Source organism: Amycolatopsis sp. NPDC028719, from assembly GCF_055565395.1.
The window spans coordinates 283,982-306,096 of the sequence record NZ_JBVHUL010000001.1; the positions used below are offsets into that span (position 1 = coordinate 283,982).

20 protein-coding genes are annotated in these 22,115 nt (G+C 71.7%); 13 read left to right on the forward strand and 7 right to left on the reverse strand.

Going from position 1 to position 22,115, the window contains the following annotated elements; translation table 11 throughout:
• Positions 1 to 53: 53 nt before the first annotated feature.
• Positions 54 to 422: a hypothetical protein gene (locus ACZ4TR_RS01350; RefSeq protein ID WP_465285275.1), complete on the reverse strand. Its 369-nt coding sequence runs from the start codon at positions 420 to 422 to the stop codon at positions 54 to 56.
• Positions 423 to 591: 169 nt separating this feature from the next.
• Here ACZ4TR_RS01350 and ACZ4TR_RS01355 point away from each other — a divergent pair, with 169 nt between their 5' ends.
• The 10 genes from ACZ4TR_RS01355 (at position 592) to ACZ4TR_RS01400 (ending at position 11,076) form a co-directional block, all read left to right on the forward strand.
• On the forward strand, positions 592 to 1,116 hold the full coding sequence (locus ACZ4TR_RS01355; protein WP_465285276.1) for a YbaB/EbfC family nucleoid-associated protein: 525 nt from the start codon (positions 592 to 594) through the stop codon (positions 1,114 to 1,116).
• Between the two features lie 26 nt (positions 1,117 to 1,142).
• Positions 1,143 to 1,466: a hypothetical protein gene (locus ACZ4TR_RS01360; protein ID WP_284743468.1), complete on the forward strand. Its 324-nt coding sequence runs from the start codon at positions 1,143 to 1,145 to the stop codon at positions 1,464 to 1,466.
• Positions 1,459 to 2,442, forward strand: coding sequence for a hypothetical protein (locus ACZ4TR_RS01365; RefSeq protein ID WP_364510071.1), 984 nt, complete (start codon positions 1,459 to 1,461; stop codon positions 2,440 to 2,442). The genes ACZ4TR_RS01360 and ACZ4TR_RS01365 overlap by 8 nt, the downstream gene beginning before the upstream one ends.
• A gap of 8 nt (positions 2,443 to 2,450) precedes the next feature.
• Positions 2,451 to 3,506 (forward strand): hypothetical protein, encoded by a 1,056-nt coding sequence (locus ACZ4TR_RS01370; RefSeq protein WP_465285277.1) that lies wholly within the window; start codon positions 2,451 to 2,453, stop codon positions 3,504 to 3,506.
• The gene (locus ACZ4TR_RS01375) at positions 3,503 to 4,573 is read left to right on the forward strand and encodes a hypothetical protein (protein ID WP_465285278.1); all 1,071 of its coding nucleotides are present in this window, start codon (positions 3,503 to 3,505) and stop codon (positions 4,571 to 4,573) included. Before ACZ4TR_RS01370 ends, ACZ4TR_RS01375 begins: the two co-directional genes overlap by 4 nt.
• A 28-nt stretch (positions 4,574 to 4,601) precedes the next feature.
• Positions 4,602 to 5,720, forward strand: a complete 1,119-nt coding sequence (locus ACZ4TR_RS01380; protein ID WP_465286258.1) for a DUF6346 domain-containing protein — start codon at positions 4,602 to 4,604, stop codon at positions 5,718 to 5,720.
• A 258-nt stretch (positions 5,721 to 5,978) separates the two neighbouring features.
• Complete coding sequence (locus ACZ4TR_RS01385) at positions 5,979 to 6,848, forward strand: ribokinase (protein ID WP_465285279.1); 870 nt, start codon at positions 5,979 to 5,981, stop codon at positions 6,846 to 6,848.
• A gap of 121 nt (positions 6,849 to 6,969) precedes the next feature.
• Positions 6,970 to 7,614, forward strand: a complete 645-nt coding sequence (locus ACZ4TR_RS01390) for a hypothetical protein (protein WP_465285280.1) — start codon at positions 6,970 to 6,972, stop codon at positions 7,612 to 7,614.
• Positions 7,607 to 9,235: a phosphoenolpyruvate--protein phosphotransferase gene (gene ptsP, locus ACZ4TR_RS01395; RefSeq protein ID WP_465285281.1), complete on the forward strand. Its 1,629-nt coding sequence runs from the start codon at positions 7,607 to 7,609 to the stop codon at positions 9,233 to 9,235. Before ACZ4TR_RS01390 ends, ptsP begins: the two co-directional genes overlap by 8 nt.
• A gap of 440 nt (positions 9,236 to 9,675) precedes the next feature.
• Positions 9,676 to 11,076 (forward strand): MFS transporter, encoded by a 1,401-nt coding sequence (locus tag ACZ4TR_RS01400; protein WP_465285282.1) that lies wholly within the window; start codon positions 9,676 to 9,678, stop codon positions 11,074 to 11,076.
• A gap of 73 nt (positions 11,077 to 11,149) precedes the next feature.
• Here ACZ4TR_RS01400 and ACZ4TR_RS01405 read toward each other — a convergent pair whose 3' ends face one another.
• On the reverse strand, positions 11,150 to 11,812 hold the full coding sequence (locus ACZ4TR_RS01405; RefSeq protein WP_465285283.1) for a DUF1707 SHOCT-like domain-containing protein: 663 nt from the start codon (positions 11,810 to 11,812) through the stop codon (positions 11,150 to 11,152).
• A gap of 171 nt (positions 11,813 to 11,983) precedes the next feature.
• Between ACZ4TR_RS01405 and ACZ4TR_RS01410 the strand changes: the two genes are divergently transcribed.
• Entirely contained in the window at positions 11,984 to 12,934 is a 951-nt protein-coding gene (locus ACZ4TR_RS01410; RefSeq protein WP_465285284.1) for a hypothetical protein, read from the forward strand.
• Positions 12,935 to 12,940: 6 nt separating this feature from the next.
• On the opposite strand, the gene ACZ4TR_RS01415 is transcribed toward ACZ4TR_RS01410, so the two are convergent.
• Genes ACZ4TR_RS01415 through ACZ4TR_RS01425 form a run of 3 tightly spaced genes read right to left on the reverse strand, consistent with a single transcriptional unit; the run spans position 12,941 to position 15,974 of the window.
• A complete protein-coding gene (locus tag ACZ4TR_RS01415) occupies positions 12,941 to 13,579 on the reverse strand; it encodes a response regulator (RefSeq protein WP_465286259.1) in 639 nt (212 codons plus the stop codon).
• Between the two features lie 20 nt (positions 13,580 to 13,599).
• Positions 13,600 to 14,736 carry a MacS family sensor histidine kinase gene (gene macS, locus ACZ4TR_RS01420; RefSeq protein WP_465285285.1) on the reverse strand — a complete coding sequence of 379 codons (1,137 nt, stop codon included), beginning with the start codon at positions 14,734 to 14,736 and terminating at the stop codon, positions 13,600 to 13,602.
• Complete coding sequence (locus tag ACZ4TR_RS01425; protein ID WP_364510103.1) at positions 14,733 to 15,974, reverse strand: AI-2E family transporter; 1,242 nt, start codon at positions 15,972 to 15,974, stop codon at positions 14,733 to 14,735. Before ACZ4TR_RS01425 ends, macS begins: the two co-directional genes overlap by 4 nt.
• Positions 15,975 to 16,208: 234 nt before the next feature.
• On the opposite strand from ACZ4TR_RS01425, the gene ACZ4TR_RS01430 reads away from it, so the two are divergent.
• Positions 16,209 to 17,123 (forward strand): hypothetical protein, encoded by a 915-nt coding sequence (locus ACZ4TR_RS01430; protein WP_465285286.1) that lies wholly within the window; start codon positions 16,209 to 16,211, stop codon positions 17,121 to 17,123.
• Positions 17,124 to 17,331: 208 nt separating this feature from the next.
• Positions 17,332 to 20,688 carry a beta strand repeat-containing protein gene (locus ACZ4TR_RS01435; protein ID WP_465285287.1) on the forward strand — a complete coding sequence of 1,119 codons (3,357 nt, stop codon included), beginning with the start codon at positions 17,332 to 17,334 and terminating at the stop codon, positions 20,686 to 20,688.
• Positions 20,689 to 20,871: 183 nt separating this feature from the next.
• Here the strand turns inward: ACZ4TR_RS01435 and ACZ4TR_RS01440 are convergent, their stop codons facing one another.
• Together ACZ4TR_RS01440 and ACZ4TR_RS01445 are read right to left on the reverse strand one after the other, a co-directional pair.
• Entirely contained in the window at positions 20,872 to 21,642 is a 771-nt protein-coding gene (locus tag ACZ4TR_RS01440; protein ID WP_465285288.1) for a dioxygenase family protein, read from the reverse strand.
• 68 nt (positions 21,643 to 21,710) lie between these two features.
• Entirely contained in the window at positions 21,711 to 22,091 is a 381-nt protein-coding gene (locus tag ACZ4TR_RS01445; RefSeq protein WP_465285289.1) for a helix-turn-helix domain-containing protein, read from the reverse strand.
• Between the last annotated feature and the right edge of the window lie 24 nt (positions 22,092 to 22,115).

A 22,115-nucleotide genomic window follows, 5' to 3' on the forward strand; every position in this document is an offset into this window, starting at 1 on the left:
CGCTCCCCCCGCGTTCGATCTCCCCTCTTGCGTCACGGACGATACCGCACCGGTTACTCGGCGTGCGAAGAATTGACCTGGTCAGGCGTTCGCGTCAGCGGCCGCAGCACCCCCATGCACACGACGGCCATCCCGAGCGCGCAGAAGAAGTGCACGACCCAGGCCCCGACGAGCGACGGCCCGCCCCACGACCCGGCCGCGCCCGCCTCGGTCCAGAAGAACCCGAAGGTCGCGATCCGGCCGACGAGGTACCAGACCAGCAAGGCGATCGGGAAAGCCGCGACGCTCGCGAGGAAGCCCCCGCGCGGTGGCTCGCCGCCCAGCCAGCGCAGCGCCAGCCGCTGCCGTGCCGCCGGCCCCGCCGGATAGGCGGGCAGGGCGAGGAGTGCGTAGATCGTCCGTTTCCAGTCGGAGATGCTCATGAAAGTCACGCTATGAGCCGCTGAGCAGCGCAGAAATCCGGTTGACCGCCCGGACGGGTGGGGAAATCCCCGGGGTCTTCGTCACAACGAGCAGAACCGCCCGCGACTGTCGGTGCCATATGCCACACTCGGTCGTCGTACGGCTACTGACGTGAACGGGGAGGTTCGCGTGACGAACCCTGAGCAACTCATCGCGGGCTTCGACGCCAAGATCGCCGAGGCCAAGCAACGCGGCGACCGCATGCAGGCCGAGATGGCCACGGTCTCGGTGTCCGAGCGCAGCCAGGACGGCCAAATCGGGGTCAAGGTCAACCACCTCGGCAACCTCGTCGGCCTGGAGATCGGGCACGGTGTGCGGGAGAAGGCGAACCTCGCCGACGAGATCCTGCGGACCGTCCAGCGCGCGCAGAGCAAGCTGGCGGATGCCGTCCAGACCGGGATGCCGTCGATCGCCGGCACCGAGACCATGAACGAGCTGGTCGGCCAGCTCCACCGTGAGTACCCGGAGCCCGAGCCGCAAGGGTTCGTGGACGGCGGCCACGCGGCCCCCGCCACCGACGGGTCTCGTTTCATCGCGGAGGAAGAGCCACCCCCACCGGCCCCGCCGAACCCGGCCCCGCCGCGCCCCGCGCGCCGCGAGCCCGGAGCGGGCACCGACGACGACTACTTCAGCGACGGCGACTACCTGCGCTGACCAGGGGAACGAGGGAGGGGAAGACGATGAACAGCCCGCAGGCGGACATCCGGATCAAGCCGGAACAGCTGCTGGAGCACGCGAAGAAGCTCGAACCGTTCGTCGACCGGTTCGCGAAGACGCTGGACGCGGCGGCCCAGGTCGTCGACCCGATGGCCTTCGGGCTCATCGGCCAGGCCTGCGGTCTCGGCGCGCTGTGCGGCGTCGCCCAGACTTTGGGGAGCGACTCCATCGGCCACGCGAAGAACGTGGCCCAGGAGCAGATCGACCGCGTCCGCACCTGGTCCCAGCACGTCGAGTGGCGCGAGCAGGACGTCAAGGACAGTTTGGACGGTATCCACCTTGACTGAGAACGCTCTGGTGACGGACGCCAAGAAGAAGGTCGACGAAGGTTCTTCGGCGCTCGAAGGTGCCGGGATGGCGCAGGACTTCTGGGACGCGGCGACCAAGGCCGCCGACGGCGACTGGACGGAAGGCCTGCTCAACCTCGGCTTCGGTGCCGCCGGCGTGATGGATTTCCTCCGGGACCCGATCGCGGGCCTGGCCAGCATGGGGCTCGGCTGGCTGATCGAACACGTCGAGTTTCTGCGCGCGCCGCTCGACTGGGTGACGGGGAACCAGGAACAGCTCGACATCATGCAGGAGACCTGGGGCAACATCAGCGACGAGATCGACGCGGTCGCGAAGGACCTCCTGGAGACGGTGAAGGCGGACAGCGCGGAGTGGACGGGCGAAGGCGCGAACGCCTACCGCGCGTTCACCGCCGAACTCGGCGACATGTACTCCGGGGTCGCCGGCGGCGCGAAGGCCGTCTCCGTGCTGATCGACGTCTGCAAAAGCATCCTGAACGTCGTGCGCAGCGTGCTGCGGGACCTGCTCACGGAATGCATCGGCAAGCTGATCAGCATCCTCGCGCGGTATCCGGGGCCTGCCGCGCCGGCCGGCCTGGCCGGCGAAGGTACGGCCGAGATCGTCCAGTGCGGCTCGCGGATGTCGGAGTGGCTGCAGAAGCTCATGCGGGCCTTCCAGAAGGGCATCAGCCAGTTCAACCACCTCAGCGGGCTCTTCAAGACCGTCGGCCAGAAGCTGCTCGCGGCACTGCGGGACGCGGCTCACGCGGCGCCGGGCATCTTCAAGGACGGGCTCAAGGAACTGCCCAAGGCACTCGGTGAAGAGGCAGGGAAGGAAGCGGGCAAGAAGACCGCGGGCGCCTACGACGAGGCTGACAAGGAGTACCGCGAGAACCACTACAACGAGAAGAAGCCCGCGGCCGCCGAGCCGGTCTTCCAGCAGCAGGGCACCCAGCGCATCTCCGGGTCGATCTAGCCACCGTGGTGTCGACGACTCCGGGCGAGCCGGAAACGGCCGTGGTGCGCGTCCGGCTGCCGATCCACAACCCGCCGTCCGAGCTGAGGACAGCCGTGGGGTGCATGGCCTTCCTCGGCGTCGTGTTCGCCGTCCTGGCCGGGTTGCTCGTGTGGGCGCGCAGTCAAGACCCGGTCGTGTACCTGGTCGCGCCCGCGCTCGGCGTGCTGGCGTTGGTGTGCTTCTGCTTCAGGCCGATCCTGCGGCGGTACCTGCGTCGAAACGGCGGGATGGTGACGGCGAGGGTCGAGTTCGGCCCCGACGGGTTCCGGCAGCCGCTCGAAGACAAGACGTCGCTCGTCCTGCCCTGGGACGACGTCCGCCGGTTCGACTTCCGGGAAGGACTGCCGGACGACCGGGTCGCACTCGCCGTCTCGCTAGTGGACGACGACGCGATCCGGAACCTGAACCCCGACTGCCGGCACAAGTCCGAGGACGGCTACATCCTGTCGTCGGCGATGGCTCGCGAAGAGGCCGAGAAAGCGTCGGCGGCGATCGAGCGGTATCGGCCGGGGCTCGGCCGCTGGACCTCCAAGAACGTCCGGCGCGGCGGCTTCGGCGTGCCGAACCCGGTGAAGCGTCTGGTCAAACGCTGGCGCGCCGACCAGCCGGGAACGGTCATCCGCGCCGAGCAAGCGTCCGCCGTCCGGTTGTTCTTCCTGTGGACGGCTTGGCTGGCCGTCGTCGCCGACTTCGTGGCGCCGGCCTTCTACGACATCCCGCCGGGGATCCCGTTGCCGGTCGCCGTGGCGATCTGGGTGTCGCTCTACCTGACCCGCTATCGGGGCGACTTCGGCGAATTCGCGCTGAAGGCCGACGCGATCACGTGGCGCCCCAAGGAAGGCGACCCGGTCGTGGTGCGGCGAGCGGACCTCGCCCGGCTGACCGTCGAGCCTTCGGCGAAGAAGGCAACGCGCCGTTACGTCGCCGTCCACGCGATTCTCCGCAGCGGCAATGATCGGTCGTTGGCCGGGAAGGTCTCCGCAGGCGCAGCCAAACACCTGCTGGGTCTGGTGACGGCGTGAGCGAGAGCTTCGTCGTCTCGCGGACTGCCGGTCGGCCCTGGGTTCTCGCCTTGGTACTGCTCGCAGTCGCGTCAGGCTTCCTGTGGATGGCGTTCGAGTCCACCCAGCAGAGTCCCCGTGTGGCCGGCTGGGTCTTCGGCGGCGCCTTTGGCTTGCTCGGCTTGAGGCTTCTGCTGCGGTCCCTGAAGAAGCCTGTCCGCGACGAGCTGGTCTTCGACTCGGCCGGTGTCTCACGAGTGATCGGCGGAGTCGTCTGGGCCGTGCGCTGGAGCGAACTCAGCAGCGCGTCGGTCGTCGAGAGGCCACAGAAGCGGGACGGCTGTCAGATCGTGCTCAGCCCAGCCGGTGGCCGGTTCGAAAGTCCCCATCGGAGCCTGGTCCGCATCGCCGGTGGTGACTTCCTGGTGGCTGGGCTCGGGCTGACCCCGCGGGAGGTCCCGCGAGTGCGGGAAGTTCTCGCGCAGTACGTCGACGTCAGTGCCGAACGTGTCATCACCGACCCGGTTTCCGCACTTCCCGGCCCCCGGGATGCGGTGCCGGTGTGGATGCCACCGCCCCTCGAACCATCCGCTGCTGTCGCGATCCACGTGAACGGCTGGGATCGGGTGATGCTTCGCTGGCTGCAGCTCTTCGCCCTCATGATCGAAATCGGTCTGGGCGTCGCGATCGAATTCGGCCCGAGGAACGGGTTCCGCACCGCGTTCATCGTCGTGTTCGTCGCCGTTTTCGCCGGCACAGCCTGGCTGCAGATCAGCGAACAGGAGAGTCGTTCCCGGAAGTCCCAGGTCACCCTGAAGCTTTCGCCCGCAGGTGTCCGCTGGGAGTCCTGCTACCACCGATTCACGGTCTCCTGGCCGGAAATCGCCGAGTTGAGGACACCGACGCGGCTCGTCGAGTTCCGGCCGGCGAGCGAAGACTTCCCGCTCCACCGCCCGGAACTCGACCGGCTGCGGCAGGTCGACGGCTGGTACCGGCTGCCCCGTGCGCTGAGTCCGACCGCATCGAAGGATTTCGACGCGCACATCCGCGCCGTGCTGCCCGGCGGAGTGAGGCTGACCGTCGCATGACCGTTCCCACCGTCCGGGGTGGCGCCGGATCGCCCTGTTCACCGTCCTCGGCCTGTGGTTCACCATCGGCTCTTGGACGGCGGTGGCGCGAATACACTCCATCCACGGTCCCGACCGGCAGGGCACGCCGAGCGCCGTCGCCCGGATCGAGTCGTGCGAACGGGTAGGGCCCATCAGCCGCGGCGGCATCGGGTACTACTGGGTTTGCCTGGCCGTCGTGACCGCGGGTGACGAAAAGCCCCAGACAGTCCGGTTCGACCTGAACGAGCTGACTCCGGACGACGCCGGGAAGGCGGTTCCCGTCGTCGGGTCGGACGGGAAGTACCAGCGTTCCGCCGAGCGGCTGAAAATGCCGTCGTGGGTGCCGATCGTCGTGGTCGGCCTGCTCGTCCTGTTGTGTGTGGCCGGGCGGCAGCGCAGCAAACGCCGGTGGCGGCGGGCGATGGTGCGGCACCCGGCCGACGTCCGGCTGTCGTCGCCGGTCTGTGTCCTGCCTGCCGCGACCGGGGGCGGGGGCGCGTCCAGCAGGCGCGTGATCTCGCCTGGCGAGTGGTCCCGGCGGAAGTACTGGCGGATCGCCGGCCCGCTGGTCGGTGCCGGCGTTCTGGCTGCGATAACGGCGACGCTGGTCAGCGACCCAGAGGGGCGGCGCGCCCTGTTCGTCTTGGCGCTGTTCGGGTTTTCCGCGCCGTTCTGGCTGATCATCTGCACCCCGCGCTGGTACCGCACCAGCAGCAAAGCCGCGCACCTGCTCGTCTCGGACACGGGAATCGGCTGGGAACGGCTGCCCCGCGACGAACACTTCGGGCTCAACTGGGACGAGATCGGCGAGGTGCGCGTGCTGACCGTGGCCTGCGACGGCCTGGTCCTGCGTGTCGTCGATGTGTTCCCGATCGCCGATTCGGTGCTGGGACAGCGTCCGGAGCTGCGGCCGTTCTGGGAGGTCGGCGCGATCCTCGGCCCGCACCGGCTGCCGGGTGAGCGGGGCGCGGTCCGGCTGCCTCACGCCTTTTCGGAGGCGGCGGTGCGAGACGTGCGAGCGGCGATGGCGGCCTTCCGGCCGGAGCGGTACCGCGAGTTCACTGCCGAACTCAAGCCCGTCAGGAATGAGGCGCCGCCGACGCCGATCACTCGGGGGGCTACGTGATCGGCGCCGACGACATGAGCCCTCTCCGGCTTTCGCCGGTCGGGGCGACGGCACCACGTCTCGCGTGGTGACGCACCTGGAGAGCGGGACCGGTCCGCGTAGTGACGGCCGGGGGAATGACATCCCCCGATCGAGTGACGGGATCCGCTGCTCGCATGATTGTCGCACTCAACGCCGGATAAGTTACAAAAACCTTCACTTTCGTCTCTCGCAGCCCTTCCCGGCCTGGTCGCACGGCTTTCGTGGCACAGTGCGGGGATGAACTCCGACGTCCTCGTTGTGGGATCCGCCAATGCCGACCTCGTCGTCGCGGTGGACCGGCGGCCGGCCGGTGGCGAGACCGTACTGGGCGGTGACACCGTTCTTTCGCCGGGTGGCAAGGGGGCCAACACCGCGGTCGCGGCGGGCCGGCTCGGGGCGGACGTCGCGCTCCTCGGGGCCGTCGGTGACGATCCCTACGGCCGGCTGCTGCTCGACTCGCTGCGCGCCGCCGGGGTCGACACCGGGCTGGTGCGGACCAGCGACCGGCCGACCGGCATCGCCTACATCACCGTGACTCCGGACGGCGAGAACGCCATCCTCGTTTCCCCCGGCGCCAACTCGAGCCTCGAGCCCGGTGACGTCGAGGCCGTCTTCGACGGGGTCGAGATCATGGTCGCCTCGCTCGAGGTGCCGCTGCCGACCGTCGAGCGCGCCGTCGCGCGGGCCGCCGAAAAGGGCGTAAAGGTGCTGCTGAACCTGTCGCCGGCGGCCAAGCTGTCGGCGGAGACGCTGGCCAAGCTCGACGTCCTGCTCGTCAACGAACACGAAGCCGCGTGGCTGACCGGGCCCGGCACGGACTTCCGGAAGCTCCTTGAACTCGGGCCGCGGGCCGCCGTCGTCACGCTCGGTGCGGCCGGTGCCGTCGTCGTCGAGAAGGACGGCACGACCGAGGTGGGGTCGCCGGAGGTCGAGGCCGTCGACACCACCGGCGCCGGCGACGCCTTCGCGGGCGCGCTCGCGGCCTCGCTCGCCGATGGCGCCGAGCTCGTCTTCGCGGCGAAGCGCGCGGTACGCGTCGCGGCCTTCAGCGTGACGCGGCACGGTGCCCAGCCGTCCTACCCGACCGCCGCCGACCTGGGGGAATGATCATCCGGGGGGACGTGTTGCACCTCACAGGGGCGATTCGTTCGGCTCGGCTTGGTGGCGCGGCTACGCCGCTCAGCTGAGGGCGATCGCGGAGGCGCGCCGGCCCGACCACCTCGCGATCATGCCACTCGACGAGACCCTCAAGGCGCTCGGCAAGCAGACCGAGGTCGACGAGGGCGTCTACGACGTTCCGCTGGAGGGCATCGTCGGCACGGTCGCCCGCGCCGGCGACTTCGACCGCGAGTTCCGGCCGCGCAACCGGGCCCTGCGCGATCGCTGGGAGCGGCTGACGCGGACGTCGGCCGACCTTCCTCCGGTGCGGCTCGTGCGGCTGTCCGACATGTTCTTCGTCGAGGACGGCCACCACCGCGTCGCCATCGCCCGCGCCCGCGGCGCCGGCACCATCCGCGCGCGGGTCCGCTGGATCAGCACGGTCGCCTGCGCGTTGCGCTGCCTGACGCTCGCCGACCTGCCGTCGAAGACCGCCGAGCGGATGTTCCTGGAGCGCGTCCCGCTGCCGGACGACGTCCGCCTCGGGCTGTGGCTCGACGACCCGGCCGACTGGTTCCGGCTCGCCGACTCGGCCGAGGCCTGGGGTTTCCGCCGTATGCTGGCCGGACGGCCGGTGCGCAGCCGCGGCGAACTGGCCGAAACCTGGTGGCACGAGGAGGTCCGGCCGGTGCTCGAACAGGTGCGTCAGCGAGGCTTGTGCCCGCCACCACGAGATATCCAGACCTATCTGAGCTATGGTCTAGACCATGTCTGACTCTCTGTCCGGGGTCGCCGTCAGCCCCGGCCGCGCCAGTGGTCCCGTCGTCCGCGTCGCCGAGCCGCTGGGTGAGCCCGCCGCCACCCCGGCGCCCGCCGATCCCGCCGCCGAAGCCGCCCGGATCGCGCCCGCGGCGGCGATCGTCGCCGGCCGGCTGGAGAAGCAGGCCGAGACCGCCACCGGCGAAGCCGCGACGATCCTCATCACCACCGCCGCGATGGCGGCCGACCCGGCGCTCACGGCCCAGGCCGAGCAGCTGGTCAAGACGCAGGGGCTGCCCGCCGCGCGAGCCGTCCACCAGGCCGCCGAAGGCTTCGCCGAAGCACTGGCCGCCGCGGGCGGATACATGGCCGAGCGCGTCCGCGACGTCCGCGACGTGCGCGACCGGCTGGTCGCCGAGCTGCTCGGCATCGCGCCGCCGGGGGTGCCGGAGCTGGCGTCGCCGAGCGTGCTGGTCGCGCGCGACCTCGCCCCGGCCGACACCGCGGGCCTCGACCCGGCGAAGGTGCTCGCGCTCGTCACCGAAGAGGGTGGCCCCACCAGCCACACCGCGATCCTGGCGCGGGCGCTGGGCATCCCGGCCGTCGTCGCCGTGCGCGGTCTGCTGAGCTGGGACGCGCAAGCGCTTGCGGTCGACGGCGACGCGGGCACGGTCGAGATCGCCGACCCGTCGGCGCCGGTCGTCACGGCGACGAAGGCGAAGCTGGCCGAATGGAACGGCACGGGCGCGACGTCGGACGGCCACCGCGTGAAGGTCTACGGCAACGTCGGCTCCCCGGCCGACGCGCAGGCCGCGGCCGACGCGGGTGCGGAAGGCGTCGGCCTGTTCCGCACCGAGTTCTGCTACCTGGACGCCTCGGACGAACCGTCGGTGGCCGAGCAGCGCGCGGCGTACACGGCGGTGCTTTCGCCGTTCCGCGGCAAGCCGGTGATCGTCCGGACCCTGGACGCGGGCGCCGACAAGCCGCTGGCGTTCCTCTCGCCGGAAGCCGAGCCGAACCCGGCCCTCGGCGTCCGCGGCCTGCGCGTGGCGTTCGACCGCCCTGAGGTGCTGGACCGCCAGCTCGAGGCGATCGCCGGCGCGGCGGAGGACTCCGGCGCCGAAGTCTCGGTGATGGCCCCGATGGTCGCGACGGTCGAGGAAGCCGCCTGGTTCGCCGAGCGCGTCCGCGCGGCGGGCGTCGCCCGGGCCGGCGTGATGATCGAGATCCCGGCGGCGGCGCTGAGCGCCCGCGAAATCCTCGAAGCGGTGGACTTCGTGTCGGTGGGCACGAACGACCTGGCCCAGTACACGTTCGCGGCGGACCGCCAGCTGGGCGCGGTGGCGAAGCTCAACGACCCGTGGCAGCCGGGGCTCCTGCGCCTGCTGAAGCTGATCGGCGACGCGGCCAAGGCGACGGGCAAGCCGGCGGGCGTGTGCGGTGAAGCGGCGGCGGACCCCAGGCTGGCGCTGGTCCTGGCGGGCCTCGGCCTGACGAGCCTGTCGATGAACGCCCCGGCGATCCGCACGGTGGGCGCGAGCCTGGCGACCGCGACGCTCGCGGAGTGCGAGGCGTTGGCGGAGGCGGCGTTGGCAACGTCGGACCCGGCAGCAGCTCGGGCGGCCGCTCGCCCCTGACCACGGCCTCGATGTCCCCGGACCGCGAGCGCCGGCGTCCAAGGACAAGAGCCGGGGAGGGATTTCGCCGCCGAGCCGGTGGGTCTCGGCGGGCGGGCCGGGCCGCAGGCGATGAGGTCTGGGCAGGGAACCTCGCTGCCCAGCTCAGCGCCGGCCCGGCGGTCCCGGCCAACCCCCGCGGGCGCTCGATCAGCCACTCCCGCAGGGGCGCCCCCCCACTTTCAGTCTATCGGTCATCACCGACCGTGCTGAGCTGTGCGAACCTGATCTCGCGGAGTTGTCCACATTGACCGAGGGGTGTGGACAACCCGTCGTGAAGGCCGTCTCCCCACCGAGGCGGCCTTCGCGGCTTTTCCGGCGAACCTCGGCCGAGCTGTCGATTCCGGCGCACCCCGCTCGACGAAGTGGTGGAAGCACCACCGAGCCGAGAGGAAGCAGCCATGACCATCACCGCCGAAGCGCCGGCCGGAGCGCCGGCCGGGACGGCGAGGGCCGGGCGCCGGGAGTGGATCGGGCTGGCCGTGCTGGCCCTGCCCACCCTGCTCGTCTCGCTCGACGTCTTCGTCCTCGTCCTCGCGCTGCCGAAGATCGCGAGCAGCCTGCACGCCGACGGCACCGGGCAGCTCTGGATCATGGACACCTACGGCTTCATGGTCGCCGGGTTCATGGTCACCATGGGGACCCTCGGTGACCGGATCGGGCGGCGGAAGCTGCTGCTCATCGGGGCCGCCGCCTTCGGGGTCGCCTCCGTCGCCGCGGCCTTCTCCACCAGCGCCGGCATGCTCATCGCCGCGCGGGCCGTGCTCGGGATCGCCGGGGCGACGCTCGCCCCTTCGACCCTTTCCCTCATCGGGACCCTCTTCAAGAACCCGCAGCAACGCGCCCAGGCCATCGGGATCTGGGCCGGCTGCTTCACCGTCGGCGCCATCATCGGCCCGATGGTCGGCGGCCTCCTGCTCGAGCACTTCTGGTGGGGCTCGGTCTTCCTGCTCGGCGTGCCCGCCATGGTCCTGCTGCTGGTCATCGGCCCGAAGCTGCTGCCCGAATACCGCGACGAGCAGGCCGGCCGGCTCGACTTCCCCAGCGTCGTCCTCTCCCTCGGCGCCATCCTGCCCGCCGTCTACGGCGTCAAGGAACTCGCCCGCGACGGCTTCCACGTCGTTCCGGCGGCGGCACTGAGCGCCGGCCTGGTCGTCGGGTACGTCTTCTACAAGCGGCAACGCGCCCTGAAGGACCCCCTCGTCGATTTCAGTCTCTTCGCCGCGAAGGCCTTCCGCACCACGCTTGGCGGGATGCTCCTGTTCAGCATGCTCGGCGGCACCACGATGTTGTTCACCGCGCAGTTCCTGCAGGTCGCGCAGCACCTCTCGCCGGTCGGGGCCGCGCTCGGGCTGCTGCCCGGGATGGCCGCCTCCACCGTCAGCTTCCTCGCCGCGCCCGCCCTCGCGCGCAAGGTCAAGCCGAACGTCCTCATCGCCGGCGGGGTCGCCCTCGCCGCGGCCGGCATGGCGATCCTCGCCCTCGTCGACCCCGCTGCCGGGCCGGCGTGGCCCGCGCTCGGGTTCGCCGTGACGTCGCTGGGCGTCGGCCCGATGGTCGCGCTCGGCACCGATCTCGTCGTCGGCTCGGTGCCGGAGCGCAAGGCGGGCGCTGCCGCGTCACTGGCCCAGACGGTCAACGAGTTCGGTTACGCCTTCGGCATCGCGACCGTCGGGACCCTGGGCAACGCCGTCGTCCGCGCGCACGGCCTGCCCAGCGGGCTGCACGTCGTCGCCGGGCTCGCCGCCGCCGCGTTCGCCGTGCTCGTCGTCTTCGTCGCGAGGAACCTCCGGGCCGCCTGAACAGCGCGAAGGCCTCCCCACCCGATGCCTGGGTGGGGAGGCCTTCTTGACGCCGGGGGCAGAGGGACCCCGGCTAGCCGAACAACCCGCGCCGCGGGTGCCGGATGACCAGCGAACCGCCGTGGACGCGGCCGCTCAGCACGAAGCGCGGGTTCCCCATGTGCCCGTTGCTGCGCGTCTTGTCCTCCAGCGAGCCGAACTTGACGTCGGTGATCGAGTTGACGTCGACCGCCGCGTGCTCCGGGATGATCACCTCGACCGACCCCCACTTGGCGTCCAGCTCGATGTGCACCACCGGCGACTGCACCTGGGCCTCGGTGAAGTCGAGCTTCGTCGAGCCGTACTTGTTGCGCACGACCATCTCGGGCGGCACGACCCACGGCCCGCTCCGGACCAGCGACGAATACTTCGCGTTGAGCTCGAAGCGCCGCCCGGACGGGTAGCCGCCGTAGCCCGCCGGTGGCGCGTACGACGGAGCAGCCGCGGTCGCGGCCGCCGGGTGGTAGAGCCCGGCGAGGTCGGCCAGCACCGCGTTGAGCTCGCCGCGGGTCCGCGACGCCAACGCGCGGTCGGTGCGCTCGGTGAACTCGTCGAGATCGATCATCCCGCGGCCGATCGCCTTCTGCAGCACCCCGACGACGTGCTCGCGCTCGTCGTCCGACACCCGAAGATCGCGCTCGCCCAACGGCTTGGTTTCGGTCACCGGTTCCGCCGCCGCGGTCTCTTCCTCGCCCATGCTCATGATGGTAGAACCGGATTCCACCAGGGAGATCGGGGGAAAACCCTGAACGGACCCGTATTCCGCGGCGCCGCTCTCGGGGCCGCGCTGGTTCTGCTGTCCGCGTGCACGAGCGAACCGCCGCCGCCCGCGCCGAGCTCCAGCGCGCCGCCGCCCACCACGCGGACCATGCCGGACGGGCTCCTCGGCGTCCCCGCGACCGGCGGCATCGGCGTCACCGCGCTGCTCCCCACCACCGGTCCCACGGTCTTCGACGCCGACAGTGGCCCCGCCGGGACGCCGCCGGGCTACCCGGGCGGCGACGTCGGGTACAGCGTCGTCCGGGTCGGGACGCACGTCGTCTTCACGGCCTATCCGGCGGGCGGCGGCCACGACGACCCCTTCGAGATCTTCGGCTACACCGGCCCCGCGAGCCCGCCGCGCTCCCTGGGCCGCGCTTGGTCGGTCGCCCCGGACAAGGGCGGCGAAGGCGTATGGGTCATCCGCCAGGACGCGCCGGACACCTGCCGGCTGCAGCACGTCTCGCTTTCCGGCGGCGAGTCCGGCAAGGGCCGGCCCGCGAGCTGCCGAACCCAGGTCCGCGGCGAAACCGCGCACGGCCTGCTGATCACCATCAACTCCGACAGCGCCGAGTCGACGGACGCGCTGATCGACCCGGAGAGCGGCCGCACGGTCCAGCAGTCTCCGCGCATCCTCGGTGTCGCCGGCGACCACATGCTCCTCGACGGCCTCACCGAGTTCACCCTCGTCGACCTGCGGGACAACAGCCGGCAGCAGCTCAGCCGGCCGGTGGTCGCGCGAACGCCCACCGTCGTGCCCTCCCGCGACGGCGGCATCTGGGCCGTCGACTTCGCCAACCCGGCCTACCGGAGCACGAGCACCCAGACCCGCGACCTCTGGCTGCTGCGCCTGGCCGGGCCGGACTGGGAGCACGTCGCGGCGATGCCGTTCGTCACCGAGCACCTCAAACGCGGGGGCGGCTTCGACTGGTCGGCCTCCGGTGACCTCGTGCTCGCCGACGGCGTCCTCGCCGCCTGGCACCCGGGCGAGCCGGCGTGGCGGCTGGGCAAGGCGGCCCTGCCGACGAGCGACTGGTCCGGTTTCGCCGTGCTGCCCTGAGGGCTGCTACTCGTCGAGGCCGTGTTCGATCGCGTACCGGGCCAGCTCGACGCGGTTGTGCAGCTGCAGCTTCCGCAGCGTCGACTGCACGTGGTTCTCCACGGTCCGGTGCGACAGCACGAGCCGCTCCGCGATCTGCCGCGCGGTCAGCCCCTTCGCGACCAGGCGCAGGACGTCGGTCTCGCGCTCGGTGAGCCGGGGAGGCTCGGCGCCCGCGGTACCCTCCATCGGAGCGTCGGCCATCCGCCGGTACTCGCCGAGCACCAGCCCGGCCAGGCCCGCGGTGAACACCGGGTCGCCGGCCGCGGTCCGGTGCACCGCGTCCACCAGCTCCGCCGCGGACGCCGACTTGACCAGGTAGCCGGACGCGCCGGCCTTCACCGCCTCCAGGACGTCCTTGTGCTCGCCGCTCGCGGACAGCACCAGCACCTTGGTCGACGGCAGCGCCGACGTGATCTCGCGGGTGGCGTCCACCCCGGAGGTGGTGCCGAGGTTGAGGTCCATCAGCACGACGTCCGGCCGGACGGTCCGCGCGATCCGCAGCGCCGCGTCGGCGTCCGGAGCGGTCGCCCGCACGTCGAAGCCGTGCTCGGTCAGGTCGCGGGCCACTCCGTCGCGCCAGATCGGGTGGTCGTCGACCACCATCACCGAGATCCGCTCCTCGCTCACTTCGCACTCCTCGTGCACGGCACCCTGACTTCCCACTCGGTGCCCCGGCCGGGCCCGGTGTCGAGGGTCGCGCTCCCGCCGAGGTCGCGCACCCTCCCCCGGATGGATTCCACCACACCGAGGTGCCCGTCCGCGGCCGCTCGCGCGAGAACTCCGTCCGGAATGCCCGGTCCGTCGTCGCGGATGCTCACCACCACTTCGGTGCCGAGGTCTTCCAGGAGCACCCACGCCTGGGCGCCGGCGCCCGCGTGCTTCTCCACGTTCGAGAGCGCTTCGCGGGTTACGGCGACCAGTTCGTCGGTGACGTGGGCGGGCAGCTCGACGTCGTCGGCCGGCGTCGAGACCTGCACCGACGACGTCGCGAGCAGCTGCAGCGCGGCCCGCAGGCTCGTCGTGCCGCTGTCGTTCGGCCGCACCGGCTCGGTCGTCACCAGCGACCGCAGCGCGATCTCCTGCTCGCCGGCCAGCTTCGCCAGCTCGGCCGCTTCCCCGCCGACCTCGTTGCCGCGCTTGCGGACCCGGGCCAGCACCTGCAGCACGCTGTCGTGGATCGACCGGGCCAGCCGCTCCCGCTCGGCCGTCGCCGCTTCCTTGCGCAGCGCCTGCTCCAGCCGCGCCGCGGACCGCCGTCCCATCGTCGCGGCCATGCCGACCAGCAGCCCGGCGGCGGCGAGCAGGACGCCGTCGCGCGCGACGTCGATGTCGAACTTCTCCCGCGCCAGCCCGGTCGCCACGCCGAGGACCAGCCCGGCCAGCACCCCGCCGCTCGCCCCGAAACGCGCGCCGGCGGCGACCGCGGGCACGGCCGCCCACACCGTCGTGATGAGGGGGACGTTCGCGGCGAACTGCGCGTCGCTGAGCACCCACGGCGAGGTCAGCAGCAGTGCGGTCGTGAGCAGGAGGTCGAAGACCACCAGCGCCGGCGGGCGCGTCCGCTCGCGCAGGTAGAGGAAGCTGCTGGCGAGCGTCCACGCGGCCATCACGCCGAGGACCGTCCAGGCCAGCCACTCACGCTGGTAGCTCCCGCTCTGGACGATCACGGTGCCGAAGGCGAACGCCCAGGTGAGCACGCGGAACGCGAGCACCCCGCGCCACATCGGCGTGATCGGGTCCGGTGACCGCCGCGTGGTCACGGCTCGTCGGTGCGCTTCGGCGGCTCGTCCGTCGACGACCCGGCTTCCTCCTCGGCGACCGTCGCGATTTCGGCTTTCGGCCCGCCGGGTTCGGCGTCGTTCGGCTGCGCGGCCTGGTCCTTGAGGACGTTGACCTCGGCGGGGTCCGGGTTGGTCTCGTGCAGCAGCGACCGGACGCCGGCGTTCAGCACCGCCAGCAGCGGCACGGCCAGCAGCGCGCCGGCGATCCCGCCCGCGACCAGGCCGGCGGTGATGGCCAGGACCACGGCCAGGGGGTGCAGCTTCACCGCCCGCCCGAGCAGCAGCGGCTGCAGGATGTGGCTTTCCAGCTGCATCACGCCGATCACGATGGCCAGCACGATCACGGCGCCGATGACCCCGTTCGTCACCAGGGCGATCAGCACCGCGACACCACCGGCGATGACGGCGCCGATGATGGGGATGAACGCGCCGATGAAGACCAGTGTCGCCAGCGGGATCACCAGCGGCACGCCCACGATCCACAGGCCGACCCCGATGCCGACCGCGTCGACCACGGCGACCGCGGCCGTCGCCCGCACGTAGCTGACCAGCGACGCGAACCCGCGGCGCCCGGCGACGTCGACGCGGTTGCGGACCCGCCGCGGCGCGGCGCGGACCAGGAACGTCCAGATGCCTTCGCCACCGCTGAGGAAGAAGATCGTGATGAACAGCGTCAGCAGGAAGCCGGTGAGGATCTCGCCGACGGTGCTCGCCGTCGTCAGCGCGGTCGTCGTGATGGACGCCTGGTTGTTCTGGATGAAGCCGATCGCCTGGTTGATGAAGTCCTGGATCTGCTCCTGGCGCAGGTGCGGCGGCCCGTTGAGCAGCCACTCCTTGATCTGGTTGAGGCTGTCGTTGAGCTGCTTCTGCAGCTGGGGCAGGCCGGAGGAGAACTGCGTGATGACGAACGTCAGCAGGCCGCCCAGCACCGCCAGCCCGGCGACCAGCACGATCGCCGTCGCCAGCCCGCGCGGGAACCGCACCGCGACCAGCTTCTGCACCGCCGGCGCGAGCAGCGCGGACAGCAGCAGGGCGATGGACAGCGGGATGATGACGACGGACAGGTAGCCGATCACCCAGACCACGGCGTACAGCGCGGCGGCCACCACGATGAACCGCCACGCCAGGGCCGCGCTGATGCGCAGGCCCCGGGGAATCAGCCCGGTGATGTCCTCGTGCTCCGGCAGGAACGGATCTTCGCGTCGCGCGTGGCTCACTGACCCACCGTACTGGCTGGGCGTCCGATTCGGCCGCTTTCCCGCGGCCGCGTCCGGCACCGATCGCTGCCAGGGGTGATCACCCGCCGTCAGGCCGGGCTACACAGTGTGTCGTTCACACGATGGGGGCATCAAGTCGTGTCGGGGGTGCGCGCCGCGTCGCGCATTTGGTTAGGTCGCCTTCGCAACGCAATGTTGCCGATCGATCACCCACCCAGTGCGAGGAGACGGCGAGTGGCGGACACCGCGACGAACGAGGGGCAGGGCGCTCAGCGCACCCGCCGTCTCGTGTCGCGTGCGCTGCTCGTCCTCGGTGGTGCCGTCGCCGGCACCGCCGCCGCGTGGCTCGTCTCCGGTGCCACCGCTTCCGCGGACACCGTCGAGGTGGGCACCGCCCCGATCGCCGAGGCCGCGAGCGGCAGCCTCGGCGACGTGAACACCGGCGCGGCGAACGCGGCCGGCGACGTCTCCGCGTCGAGCTGCCACCAGGACGCCACCGCGTGGAGCGAGCCGTGTGCCCGCGTTCTCGGGCACGAGGTCTCCGACCGCGTCGGCGACTCGGTGTCGGACCTCGCCGAGGACGCCGTCGTGAGCCCGGCGCACCGCACCCTCGACGCGGTCGAGCACATCGTCCGCAAGCCGCAGGACACCCGCCAGGTCCTCGAGCAGACCTTCACCCCCGAGCCCGGCCACGACGTGTGGCAGCTGCTCGACCCGGCCGGCCACCGCGACCTGGTTCCGCTCCCGGGGCTCTCCCCGGTCGAGCAGGAGCCGGTGACCACGGGCATCGGCCAGACCACGGACACGGTCGCCGTCTCGGCCGTCCAGCTCCCCGCCGCGCCGCGAGCCATGCTCCCGTCGCCGCAGGGTTTCCAGCACGAAGACGGCACCGGTGCCGCGGGCAAGTTCCGCGAGAGGCACCGTCACCTGCCGTCCCCGCTGGCCCCGGTGCAGCTTCCGGTCGCACCGCTCGTCCCCACCGCCCCGGGTGGCAGCACTGCCCCCGGTGGTCACCTCGACGGCCTCAACTTCGGTGTCCCGTTCTGGACGACCGAAGCCGTCGACTCCGCCGTCGCGGCCATGAGCCGCGCCGGCCTGCGCACCGCGATGCGCACCCCGGGCGAGCAGCCCGGCGTCACTCCTGACTGAACACCTCCCTTCACGGGTCGCTGACGCGCCCAAGCCCGTCTTCATCTGACGGCGCCCGCGTCCGCGAAATATCCGTGACACGGCGGTGCGCTTTCTCGCGCCCGCACGAAGTTCCTTCCCCCTCGGTGCTGCTCGGACCCCGTTTCGACTTCGACGAGCGCACCCCCATAAGCCCGCAAGGGAACCCGAAATAAAGGAGAAAAACCCCATGCAGACGTGGGCAAAGCGCGGACTCCAGACCGCACTTGTCACGGGTGGGTTGCTGATGCTGGGTACCGGCATCGCCTCGGCTGACGAGAACGTCAACCCCGACGCGCCGGCCTCCCCGCTCGACCTGAACGTCACGGCTCCCATCCAGGAAGCCAACAACGCGGTCGGCACCCCCTTCGGCCAGCTGGACCTGCCCGCCGGGCAGACGGAGCTGAGCACCAAGCCGGTCAGCAACGCCGCGAACGAGGCTGCCAAGCAGCTCGACGACGCGAGCCCGATCAACCAGAGCACCCTCGGGGGCAAGTTCACCCCGAGCCACAACAACCTCAAGGGCAACAAGGTCACCGGCGACGTCGTCGTCCCGATCCAGATCGTGGACAACGCGGTCGGCGTGATCGGCGACGCGAACGTCCAGGGCGGCGACCACACGCAGACCTGGGACCACAACCAGGACATCGCGACGTCGGGCCAGGACTCCAGCCTCGCGGGCAACGCGGTCGCCCTCGACTGGGCGCTCCCCGTGCAGATCGCCGGGAACGGCGGCGGCGTCGCCGGCGGCACCGGCCGCGTGACCGGTGGGTCGGCCAGCCAGAGCACCACCGAGACCGGGGACGTCGACACCAGCGGCGACGGCTCCTCCCTCTCCGGCAACGTGGTCGCGGGCCAGCTCGCCACCCCGGTGCAGGTGACCGGCAACGCCGCTTCGTACCTGCTCGGCAACGGGCAGAGCCACGGCTACTCCGCCGACACCGTCGCCACCTCCGGTGGCTCGCTGCTGAGCTCCGGCGACCAGAGCGCCGGATCGGGCAACGTGATCGGCGCGCCGATCGCCGTGCCGGTCAAGTTCAACTGCAACTCGGGCGCCGTGTGGGGCGCGCTGTCGAACTCCGACGGCTGCGACACCTCCGCCGACGCCACGGCCGGGGACACGCGCGAGGGCAGCCTCGGCATCCCGACCTACCTCGAGACGAGCGGCAACGACTCGTTCCTGTCCGGCAACGGCGGGGCGGCCTCGCTGTCCCCGATCGCGAACGTCGCGGGTGTCGCGGGCTCGTGGATCGGCAACGCCTCGGCGGGCATCCCCGACACCGGCAGCTCCTCCAGCACGGTCGACTCGGGCGGCTTCGTCAAGACCGCCGGTGACAACGCGAGCGCGTCGGGCAACGTCCTGAACCCGTCGGTCGCGCTGCCGGTCGAGGCCTTCGGCATCGGTGGCACCTACATCGGCCAGGCCAACGCCGCGCACGACAACACCACCGACGCCAACGCGGGCGACGGCAGCTACACCAGGGGCAACGGCTCCGTCCTCGGCGGCAACATCGTCAACACCCAGACCGCGGGCGCGCCCGAGGTCTTCGGTATCGGCGGCAGCCACATCGGCAACGCGTCCGGCACGGCGACCGAGGACAAGACGGTCACCGCCGGGGCGTACGACGGCACGCAGGGCAACGACTCGTCCGGCTCGGGCAACGTCGTCCAGGTGCCGGTCGGTCTCCCGGCCGAGGTCTTCGGCGTGGGCGGCTCGTTCATCGGCCAGGGCTCCGGCTCGGCCGACGAGACCAAGGTCGTCTCCGGCGGCGGCGGTGGCAGCACCCACGACGACAACGGCTTCCTGAGCTCGAACCTGGGCACCGTGCCGGCTTCGCTGCCGGTGCAGGTCGCCAACATCGGTGGCGCGTTCGTCGGCCAGGGCCACGGCCAGGGCTCGACCGACACGACGTCCAACGCGGGCGGCGACGTCACGGCGAACGGCCCCGCCGGCGCCGGCGCCGGCAACATCATCGAGGCCCCGGTCTCGCTCCCGGTGCTGGCCGCCGGCAGCGGTGCCGCCCTCGCGGGCATCGGCACCGGTGAGAACGACAACATCACCGACTCCTCGGCGGGCGGCGACGCCCTCACCGACGGGCAGGACGGTGCGCTGGCCGGCAACATCGTGAAGGCCCCGATCGCGGGTGCCGCGCAGCTGTTCAGCGACGGTGTCGCGGGTGCGGCCCTCGGCCACGGCCTGGGCACGAGCGACACGATGTCGGAGGCGGGCGGCGACGCCACCACCAACGGTGACCGCGGCAGCGTGGCCGGCAACATCGTCGGCGTGGACGCGCTGCCGGTGGCGCAGGTCTTCGGTGACGCCGTCAGCGCGCTGGGTGTCGCCAGCGGCACCGGGATCAACACGACGTCCGTGGAGAACGCGGGCGACGACACCACCTCGGGTGTCGAGGGCGCCATCTCCGGCAACATCCTCGACCTCCCGGTCACGGCGATCGCGCAGCTGTTCGGCGACGCGGTGACCGTGGGCGGCGTGGCGCACGCGATCGGCGACAACACGCTGACCACGGAGAACGGCGGCGAAGCCGTCACCGCGGGCGACGGCTCCGGCCTGTCGGGCTACAACTTCTACCACGCGTTCGCGCTGCCGGTGCAGATCTTCGGCGTGCCCCTCGAGCTGCTCGGGGTCGCGACCGCGGACGCGACGGACATGACGAGCATCGACGAGGCCGAGGACGCCATCGCGTTCCCGGTCGAGGGCTCCGAGCTGGCCGCCGACGAGCTGCCCTCGCTGGCCGCGCTGCGCAGTGGCCTGCCGACCGCGGGGCTGCCCACCCAGGGCCTGCCGTCGCTGGACGGGCTGACCGGCAAGCTGCCGGTCGACGGGCTGCCGACGCAGGGTCTCCCCTCGCTGGCGGGCCTGACCGGCAAGCTGCCGGTCGACGGGCTGCCCACCCAGGGTCTCCCCTCGCTGGCGGGCCTGACCGGCAAGCTGCCGGTCGCCGGACTGCCCACGCAGGGCCTGCCCTCGGTGGACGGGCTGACCAGCAAGCTGCCGACCGCCGGGCTGCCCACCCAGGGCCTGCCCGCGCTGCCGGTCGCCGCGCCCCTCGGCACCGAGCGTGCCGACCTGCCGACCGGTGGGGGCAACCCGCTGGCCGGGCTGACCAAGCTGGCGCAGCTACCGGCCGCAGGCGGCCTCGCCGGTGCCCCGGCGCTGCCGAAGGCGGGCCTGCCCACCCCCGCGGTGAACGGGCTGGGCGGTGTCCTCCCCGGGCACACCGAGCGCGCGGACCTGCCGGCCGCCGGCCTGCCCGCCGCGCTGCCGACCGCCGGTCTGCCGACGCTGCCCGCCCTGGGTGGCGGCGTCCCGACGCTGCCGGTCGCCCTGCCGGTGACCCCGGCGCTGCCGGCCGCCCCGGCCGCGCTGCCCGCCGCCCCGGCCCTGCCCGCCGCCCCGGCCCTGCCGGTGAACGCGAAGCTGCCGGTGCTGGACAGCGCGGCCCCGGCCGCGCAGGTCCCGGCGATGTCGGGCCTCGACTCGACCGGCTTCCTCGCGAAGCTGCTGGGTCTGGTCAAGCGCAAGTAGTTGCTGATGCCGGGCGGGTTCAGCCAGGACCCGCCCGGCCCCTCAACCCCGGCAGGCGCTCCACCGCGCCGCGAGGTCTCCTCGCACGGAGTGCCTGACGATCGAAGAAGCTCTCCTTCCCTGGAGAGGACGAGCCCCAAGAGCCGACCCGGCTCTTGGGGCTCGTTCGTGTTCCCGGGAAGGTCAGGAGAACTGCAGCGAGCGCTTCGCCAGGCCGTGCCAGAACCCGTCGATCACCGTGCGGCCGGACTTCTCCTCAGCGGTCGCGCCGAGGGAGACGAACAGCGGCGCGAAGTGCTCGATCCGCGGGTGCGCGAGCGCTGCCGCCGGCGCCTTGTGCCGGAAGTCGAGCAGCGCGTCGACGTCGCCGTCGCGCACCACCTCGTCACCCCAGTGGTCGAACTCGGCCGACCACGCGGGCGGGGTCCCGTCGGTGGCGCGGGCCATGCCGCTCAGGTTGTGGGTGAAGAAGCCGCTGCCGATGATCAGTACGCCTTCGTCGCGCAGCGGCGCGAGCTTGCGGCCGAGGTCGAACAGCTCCTGCGGGTCGAGCGAGGGCATCGACACCTGCAGCACCGGGATGTCGGCGTCCGGGTACATCTCGACGAGCGGCACGTAGGCGCCGTGATCGAGGCCGCGCTCCGGCGCGTCGTGCACCGGTGTGTCGGTCGAGCGGAGCAGTTTCCGCACCTTCTCCGCCAGTTCCGGCGCGCCCGGCGCCGCGTACTGCACCTGGTAGTAGCGCTCGGGGAAGCCCCAGAAGTCGTACACGAGGGGCACGGTCGTCGTGGCCGCGATGGTCAGCGGCGCCTCCTCCCAGTGCGCCGACACGACCAGGATCGCGCGGGGCTTGGGTAGGTCGGCCGACCAGGTGGCGAGCTGGCGGGTCCACGTGGTGTCGTCGGCGAGCGGCGGCGCTCCGTGGCTGAGGTAGAGGACCGGGGTGCGGGTCATCGACGGCTCCAGTGCTTGAAAGTTCAACTACTAGGATACCTGACGCGCGGGCCTCCCGGGATATTCCGTCAGCGACCTTCGAGGTTCGCCGCGCAACGCTCCAGGGTGCGGATCGTCGTGCGGTAGTCGTCGTCGCTGATCCCGTCGGTCACCGCGACGCGGAACGCTTCGACGCGCTGCTCGACGCGGGCGTGGGCTTCGCGGCCCGTCTTGGTGGGTTCGCCGTTTGCGGTGACCCAGCCGCGAGCCCGGAGGTCGGCGAGCTGGTGGGCTGTCGGGCCGAACGGCGCCAGTGCCGCGTCGACCTCCTCCGGCGTGCGGGCGCCGAGGGCGATCGTGTTGAGTACCTGCCAGTGCCGGCGGGTCAGCGACTCGGCGTCGAGGACGCGGGCCATGGAGGATTCGAGAAGCTCGTGGACGTGGCGAAGCCACCAGCCGAGGGGTTTCATGAAGACTCCGAATATGTCGAGGAA